The organism is Pseudolysinimonas sp. (assembly GCF_057350545.1).
Genome location: NZ_JBMRCP010000030.1, coordinates 1 through 6,872 on the forward strand (window position 1 = coordinate 1; position 6,872 = coordinate 6,872).

Genomic DNA, 6,872 nt, shown 5'->3' on the forward strand with positions numbered 1-6,872 from the left:
ACGGCGCCCGGCAGCGTCACGACCACCTTGCCTCCGGCGGCGATGTTGTGCGCCCCGCAGACGATGCCGCGCGGCTCGGCCCCACCGACACCCACCTGGCACCAGTTGATGGTCTTGCCGTTCGACTGCGGCTCGGGCACCACCGAGAGCACCTGGCCGACCACGATCGGGCCGGTCAGCTGGTAGCCGTGGGTGTCCTCCTCTTCTAGCCCCACCTTCACCAGGGCAGCGTGCAGGTGCTCGAGGGTGACGTCCTCGGGCAGGTCGACCCATTCGCCCAGCCAAGACAGGGGGACGCGCATCAGACCACCAGCCCGAACTGCTGCGAGAACCGCACGTCGCCCTCGACGATGTCGTGCATGTCGGTGAGCTCGTTGCGGAACATGAGGGTGCGCTCGATGCCCATCCCGAAGGCGAAGCCCTGGTACTCGGCCGGGTCGACCCCGGCGCTGCGCAGCACGTTGGGATTCACCATCCCGCAGCCGCCCCACTCGACCCAGCGCGCGCCGCCCTTCGCGTTCGGCTGCCAGACGTCCATCTCGGCGCTCGGCTCGGTGAACGGGAAGTAGTTCGGGCGCAGCCGGATCTGCGCACCCTCGCCGAACATCGCGCGCGCGAGGTGCTCGAGCGTGCCGCGCAGGTGCGCCATCGTGAGGCCGCGATCGATCGCGATGCCCTCGATCTGGTGGAACACCGGGGTGTGGGTGGCATCCAGCTCGTCCTTGCGGAACACCTTGCCGGGCGCGACGACGTAGAGCGGGAGGGGTCGGTCGAGCAGCGACCGGATCTGCACGTTGCTCGTCTGGCTGCGCAGCACGAGGTTGCGCTCGGCGGGCTCGACGTAGAAGGTGTCCTGCTCGCCGCGGGCGGGGTGGTCGGGATCGATGTTGAGCGCGTCGAAGTTGAACCACGCGTGCTCGAGCTCGGGGCCGTCGCCGACCTCCCAGCCCATCGCGACGAAGACGTCGCCCATCTGCTCCATGAGGAGCGAGAGCGGATGCCGTGCGCCGGCCCGCCGGCGCGACGGCACGGCGGTGACGTCGATCGCCTCGGCGGCGAGCTTCAGCTCCTCTTCGGCGACGAGGATGCGCTCCTCCGCCTCGGCGGCGGCGGCGTTCACCCGGCCGCGAGGTTCGCCGAGCAGCTTGCCGGCGGCGGCCTTCTGGTCGGCGGGAACCTCGCGCATCGACGCGTTGAGCTTCGACAGAGGGCTGCCGTCGGCGGTGTGAGCGGCGCGGGCGGCCCTCAGAGCGACCGAATCACGCGCCTCCTGAAACGCCGCGACGGCCGCTTCGACGGCGCTGCTGACGGTGGCTTCGGTGATCTCGGACACGAGGACCGAGTTTAGTGCGCGCCTAGCGTCCGCCGAGCCCGCCACCGCCCATGCCCGCATCGGGCACCCGCGACAGGTCGATGTCGCCCTCGGGGTGCACACCACGACGCGGGATGCGCGGCTTGACCGTGCGTCCACCCGGTCCGGTGCGCCGCGCGACGAGCCGCGCGATGAACGAGAGGGTCAGGTTCATCGCGAGATAGATGATCAGGGCGACGAAGAAGAACGAGTACAGGTAGCGGTTGCCGTAGAAGTTCGGCAGCGTCTTGGTCGCCACGTAGAGCAGTTCGCTGTAGGCGAGGATGTACGCGAGCGCCGTGTCCTTCAGCAGCACGACGAGCTGGGCGATGATGATCGGCAGCATGTTGCGAGCCGCCTGCGGGAACTCGATCCGGAACCGGGTGCTCACCGGGGAGAGCCCGATCGAGAGGCCCGCCTCGCGCTGACCGTTCGGGAGCCCGGCGATGCCCGCACGCAGGATCTCGCCGATGATCGCGCCGTTGTAGAGGCCGAGGGCGAGGATGCCCGCCCAGTACGCGCCCGTCGAGAACACGAGCAGGATGAAGAGCATCATCAGCAGCACCGGCATGCCGCGGAAGAACTCGAGGATCACGGTCGACGGGATGCGGATGATCGCGAGCGACACCGTGCGGACGAACGAGAACAGTACGCCGATGACGATCGCGAGCACGGCGGCGATACCCGCCATCTGCAGGGTGCTGAGCACGCCGTTGCCGAGCGCCCGCCACACCACGAGGTCGTTGAAGACGTCCCAGCGGCTCGGGTCGAAGAGACCGGGCAGCACCTGGCCCGTCGCCGTCGTGCGGGGCACCGCGAGGGCGACGACGACGACGGCGAGGATGCCGACGATGAGCAGCACGGCGAGCACCGAGACGATCCGCGCGATGCGCTTCGCCTTCGGCCCGGGGGCGTCGTAGAGCACGCTCGTCATCGGGCGACCGCCACCCTCTTCTCGACCTGCCCGGCGATGAGGCCGAGCGTCACGGTCACCAGCAGATAGAAGGCGGCGACCGCCAACAGGATCGCGATGACCTCGTCGCCGCGGGCGTTGATCGCGCCTCGCGACGACGCGAAGAGCTCGATGACGAAGAAGCCGCCCGCGACGGAGGTGTTCTTCGTGAGAGCGATCAGCACGTTGATGATGGGCGGGATCACCATGCGGACCGCCTGGGGCAGGATCACGTGTCCGAGCACCTGCCCGAAGCCGAGGCCGAGGCTGCGCGCCGCCTCCGCCTGCCCCACCGGGATGCCGTTGATGCCCGAGCGGATCGCCTCCGCGATGAACGGAGTCGTATAAAGGGTGAGCCCGATCGCCGCGAGCATGAAGTAGCCGCCCTGGGCACCGAGATACGGCCCGAGGTTCGCGAATCCGAAGAGAACGAGCGTGAGCGGGATGTTGCGGACGATCTCGGTGAAGACGGCGGCGAAGACACGCAGCGGGCCGATCGGCGACACCCGGAAGCCCGCCACGAGAGTGCCGAAGATGAGTGCGCCGACGCCGGCGATGCCGAGCAGCGCGAGGGTCTTGGTGAACCCGTCGAAGAGATGCGGAAACTGTTCGATGACGGCATCCATGCGGTCCCTCCTTCCGGGCTCAGGGGCGGAAGGAAGGGGCGCCCGATGGACGCCCCTTCCCGGTCAGACGTCAGTACCGGTCGACGGCCGGCGGGTCCGGCAGGTCGAGCACGGCGCCCGCGGTCGCCTCCCAGGCCGCGGCCCAGCTGCCGTCCTCGTAGGAGGCCTCGAGCACGTCGTTGATCCACATGCGGAACTCGGTGTCATCCTTCGGGAGCCCGATGCCGTAGGGCTCGGCCGTGAACGGGTTGTTCACGACCTCGAATTCGCCCGCGTTCTGGTCGGCGAGCCCGGCCAGGATGACGTTGTCCGTCGTCACCGCGACGGCCGCGCCGGTGCGGATCGGCTCGAGGCAGTCGGCGTAGTCGGCCGCTTCGAGCACGTTCGACGTGTACTCCTGGATGTTGACGAGCGACGTCGAGCCGCTCACGGTGCAGACGGTGGCGTCCGGGTTCGCTTCGAACCACTCGGGCCCGTCGATCCCCTCGGGGTTGCCCGCCGCCACGAGGATGTCCTGTCCGGCCTCGTAGTACGGACCGGCGAAGGAGATGACCTCCTTGCGCGTGTCGTTGATCGTGTAGGTGGCGATGACGATGTCGACCTCGCCCGACTGGATGAACGGCTCGCGGTTGGCCGAGACCGTGTTGGTCCAGGTGATGCTGCCCTCATCGATCCCGAGGTGCTTCGCGATGATCTTGCCGATCTCGACGTCGAAGCCGACGGGGATGCCGTCCGGGCCCTCGAGGCCGAACAGCGGCTGCGCGAACTTCGTGCCGATCGTGATCGCTCCGGCGTCGGCCAGTTCGGCCATGGTCGTGCCGTCCTCGAACGGGACAGCCTCGAACTCCTCCGTGGGCTCGCTCGGGTCGGTGTCACCGCCCGGGTCGGCCGAATCGACGCAGCCGGCGAGGACGAGTGCCCCCGCGACGGCGAGCGCCCCGAACAGTGCTGTGTTTCTGCGGACTCTCATGGTTCCTCCCATTGCCATGCGTTTCCCCTCCACCGGTCTAGTGGGTGAGGATCTTCGACAGGAAGTCCTTCGCCCGGTCAGAGCTCGGCTTCGTGAAGAAGTCTTCGGGGGCGGCCTCTTCGACGAGGGCGCCTTCCGCCATGAAGAGCACGCGGTTGGCGGCCTTCCGGGCGAATCCCATCTCGTGCGTGACGACGATCATCGTCATGCCGTCTTTCGCGAGGCCGACCATGACGTCGAGCACCTCGTTGATCATCTCGGGGTCGAGTGCCGAGGTCGGCTCGTCGAACAGCATGATCTTGGGCTGCATCGCGAGCGAGCGGGCGATCGCCACGCGCTGCTGCTGGCCACCGCTGAGTTGCGCGGGCATCTTGTCGGCCTGGTTCGCGACGCCGACCCGGTCGAGCAGCTCCATCGCACGCTTCTTGGCGTCGTCGGGCTTCATGCCGCGCACGACGATCGGGCCGAGCGTGAGGTTCTCGAGCACCGTCTTGTGCGCGAACAGGTTGAACGACTGGAACACCATGCCGACGTCGGCGCGCAAGGTGGCGAGCGCGCGACCCTCCTCGGGCAGCGGCACACCGTCGATGAGGATGCGGCCCGAGTCGATCGTCTCCAGGCGGTTGATCGCGCGACACAGGGTCGACTTGCCCGAACCGGACGGGCCGATCACGACGACGACCTCGCCCGGCGCGACGGTCGTGGAGATCCCCTTCAGGACGTGCAATTCGCCGAAGTGCTTGTCGACATCCTCGAGGACGAGCAGGGGCTCCATCCGCTCAGCACACCACGCCCCTGGACGAGGGTCAACCGTTGACGGAACCCGTGACCGGGATGTAACACCCCCGTCACGCGCTCAGGCGCGCTGCGCGAACGCCGATTCGTAGAGGCAGACCGAGGCCGCCGTCGCCAGATTGAGCGACTCCGCGCGACCGTAGATCGGCAACTTGACGACGCGGTCGGCGAGTCTCAGCTGCTCATCGGGCAACCCGTGGGCCTCGTTGCCGAACACCCAGGCGGTCGGCGCGGCGAGCACATCCCGTACGCGCGGGAGGTCGGCGCCCTTCACGTCGGCGGCGAGCACCTGCAGACCGGCGGTGCGCACGGCTTCGAGCGCGGCATCCAGGGTTCCGTGCTGGGCGACGGGCACATGGAAGATCGACCCCGTCGTCGAGCGCACGACCTTCGGGTTGTAGGCATCCACGCTGTTGCCGGTGAAGATCACGCCGTCGGCGCCCACGGCATCCGCCACCCGGATGATCGTGCCCGCGTTGCCCGGATCGCGCACCTCCTCGAGGATCGCGACGAGCCTCGGCTGGCGTGCGAGCAGCTCCGCGATCGTGGTCGGCAGCTGGCGGCAGGTCGCGAGGACGCCCTGCGGCGTCACGGTGTCGGCCATCGCCTCGAGCACGGCGTCGGTGACGGTCTCGACCGGCACGTCGGCCTCCCCCGCGGCCCGCGCGAGGTGCGCGTAGCGGTCGGCGACGTTCGCGGCGACGAACAGCTCGACGAGGCTCTCGGGATGGAAGGCGAGCGCCTCGGAGACGGCCTGCGGCCCCTCGACGAGGAACAGCCCGGTCTCGGCGCGCGCGCTGCGCTTGGCGAGCTTCGCCACCGCGCGCACCCGCGGCGAGCGCGGGTTGTCGATCATGCCCTCAAGCCTAGGCAGCGCGGGTGAACGGCAGGTGCAGAAACGCGAGAGGCCGGCACCCCAGTTCGGGATGCCGGCCTCTCGGGCCGGGCTCCGCTGACGATCACGCCAGTTCGGGATGCCGGCCTCTCGGGCCGGGCTCCGCTGACGATCACGCCAGTTCGGGATGCCGGCCTCTCGTTCGAGGACTGCGTTACGCCGCGTCTGCCTTGGCGTTGACGTCGGCCGGAAGTGCGGCCTTCGCGGTCGCGACGAGGGCCGCGAACGTCGCCGGCTCGTTCACCGCCAGCTCCGCGAGGATGCGACGGTCGACCTCGACACCCGCGAGGCCGAGGCCCTGGATGAGGCGGTTGTAGGTGAGGCCGTTCGCGCGGGCCGCAGCGTTGATGCGCTGGATCCACAGGCGACGGAACTCGCCCTTCTTCGCGCGACGGTCGCGGTAGGCGTAGACGAGGGAGTGGGTGACCTGCTCCTTCGCCTTGCGGTAGAGGCGCGACCGCTGGCCGCGGTAGCCCTCGGCGCGCTCGAGGATCGTACGACGCTTCTTGGCGGCGTTGACCGCTCTCTTGACACGTGCCATTTGTCTTGTCCTTGTTCTGTCTAGCTCAGGTCCGGGCCGGGCTTACTTGCCCAGGAGCTTCTTGATGACCTTGGCGTCCTGAGGGGCGAGGACGACTTCCTGGTTCAGACGGCGCGTCAGCTTCGAGGACTTGCCCTCGAGGTTGTGGCGCATACCCGCACCCTGCTTCATGACCTTGCCGCTGCCGGTGATCTTGAAACGCTTCTTCGCACCGGAGTGCGTCTTCTGCTTAGGCATTGCTGCTTTCCTCTTCTGCTTCTGCTGCTGCTTCGGGCGCCGGCTCCGCATCGGGCGATGCGGTCCTGGCTGCCTTGGTCTCTGCCTTCTTGGCTTGGGCTCCGGCCTCCGCGTCGACCTTGCTCTTGAGGGGGCCGATCACCATGACCATGTTCCGACCGTGGATCATCGGGGTGGATTCGACGGTGCCGAACTCTGCGACGTCTTCGGCGAAGCGCTGCAGGAGGCGGACGCCCTGCTCCGGTCGCGACTGCTCGCGGCCGCGGAAGAGGATCATGGCCTTCACCTTGTCCCCGCCCTGGAGGAAGCCCTCCGCGCGCTTGCGCTTGGTCTCGTAGTCGTGCTTGTCCATCTTGAGGCGGAACCGAACCTCTTTGAGGATCGTGTTCGCCTGGTTGCGCCGAGCTTCCTTGAGCTTCTGGGCCTGCTCGTACTTGAACTTGCCGTAGTCCATGATCTTCACCACGGGCGGGACGGAGTTCGGGGCAACCTCGACCAGGTCGAG

The 6,872-nt window shown here is 68.3% G+C and carries 9 protein-coding genes and 1 pseudogene; all 10 read right to left on the reverse strand.

What is annotated here, in order from left to right:
• Positions 1-302, reverse strand: a pseudogene (locus ACO1X9_RS04475) (phenylalanine--tRNA ligase subunit beta); the annotation flags it as partial.
• A complete protein-coding gene (gene pheS / locus ACO1X9_RS04480) occupies positions 302-1,333 on the reverse strand; it encodes a phenylalanine--tRNA ligase subunit alpha (RefSeq protein ID WP_486349633.1) in 1,032 nt (343 codons plus the stop codon). The gene pheS and the pseudogene ACO1X9_RS04475, both read right to left, overlap by 1 nt.
• 22 nt (positions 1,334-1,355) lie before the next feature.
• Positions 1,356-2,285 (reverse strand): amino acid ABC transporter permease, encoded by a 930-nt coding sequence (locus tag ACO1X9_RS04485; protein WP_486349634.1) that lies wholly within the window; start codon positions 2,283-2,285, stop codon positions 1,356-1,358.
• The gene (locus ACO1X9_RS04490) at positions 2,282-2,929 is read right to left on the reverse strand and encodes an amino acid ABC transporter permease (protein ID WP_486349635.1); all 648 of its coding nucleotides are present in this window, start codon (positions 2,927-2,929) and stop codon (positions 2,282-2,284) included. Before ACO1X9_RS04490 ends, ACO1X9_RS04485 begins: the two co-directional genes overlap by 4 nt.
• Before the next feature lie 70 nt (positions 2,930-2,999).
• A complete protein-coding gene (locus tag ACO1X9_RS04495; protein WP_486349636.1) occupies positions 3,000-3,899 on the reverse strand; it encodes a glutamate ABC transporter substrate-binding protein in 900 nt (299 codons plus the stop codon).
• A gap of 37 nt (positions 3,900-3,936) precedes the next feature.
• Positions 3,937-4,674 carry an amino acid ABC transporter ATP-binding protein gene (locus ACO1X9_RS04500; protein WP_486349637.1) on the reverse strand — a complete coding sequence of 246 codons (738 nt, stop codon included), beginning with the start codon at positions 4,672-4,674 and terminating at the stop codon, positions 3,937-3,939.
• Positions 4,675-4,755: 81 nt separating this feature from the next.
• Positions 4,756-5,550 carry a TrmH family RNA methyltransferase gene (locus ACO1X9_RS04505; RefSeq protein ID WP_486349638.1) on the reverse strand — a complete coding sequence of 265 codons (795 nt, stop codon included), beginning with the start codon at positions 5,548-5,550 and terminating at the stop codon, positions 4,756-4,758.
• Between the two features lie 193 nt (positions 5,551-5,743).
• Complete coding sequence (gene rplT, locus ACO1X9_RS04510) at positions 5,744-6,130, reverse strand: 50S ribosomal protein L20 (protein WP_486349639.1); 387 nt, start codon at positions 6,128-6,130, stop codon at positions 5,744-5,746.
• 42 nt (positions 6,131-6,172) lie between these two features.
• Complete coding sequence (gene rpmI / locus ACO1X9_RS04515) at positions 6,173-6,367, reverse strand: 50S ribosomal protein L35 (protein WP_309714126.1); 195 nt, start codon at positions 6,365-6,367, stop codon at positions 6,173-6,175.
• A partial coding sequence (gene infC, locus ACO1X9_RS04520; protein WP_486349640.1) for a translation initiation factor IF-3 occupies positions 6,360-6,872 on the reverse strand: 513 nt, incomplete at its 5' end. The genes infC and rpmI, both read right to left, overlap by 8 nt.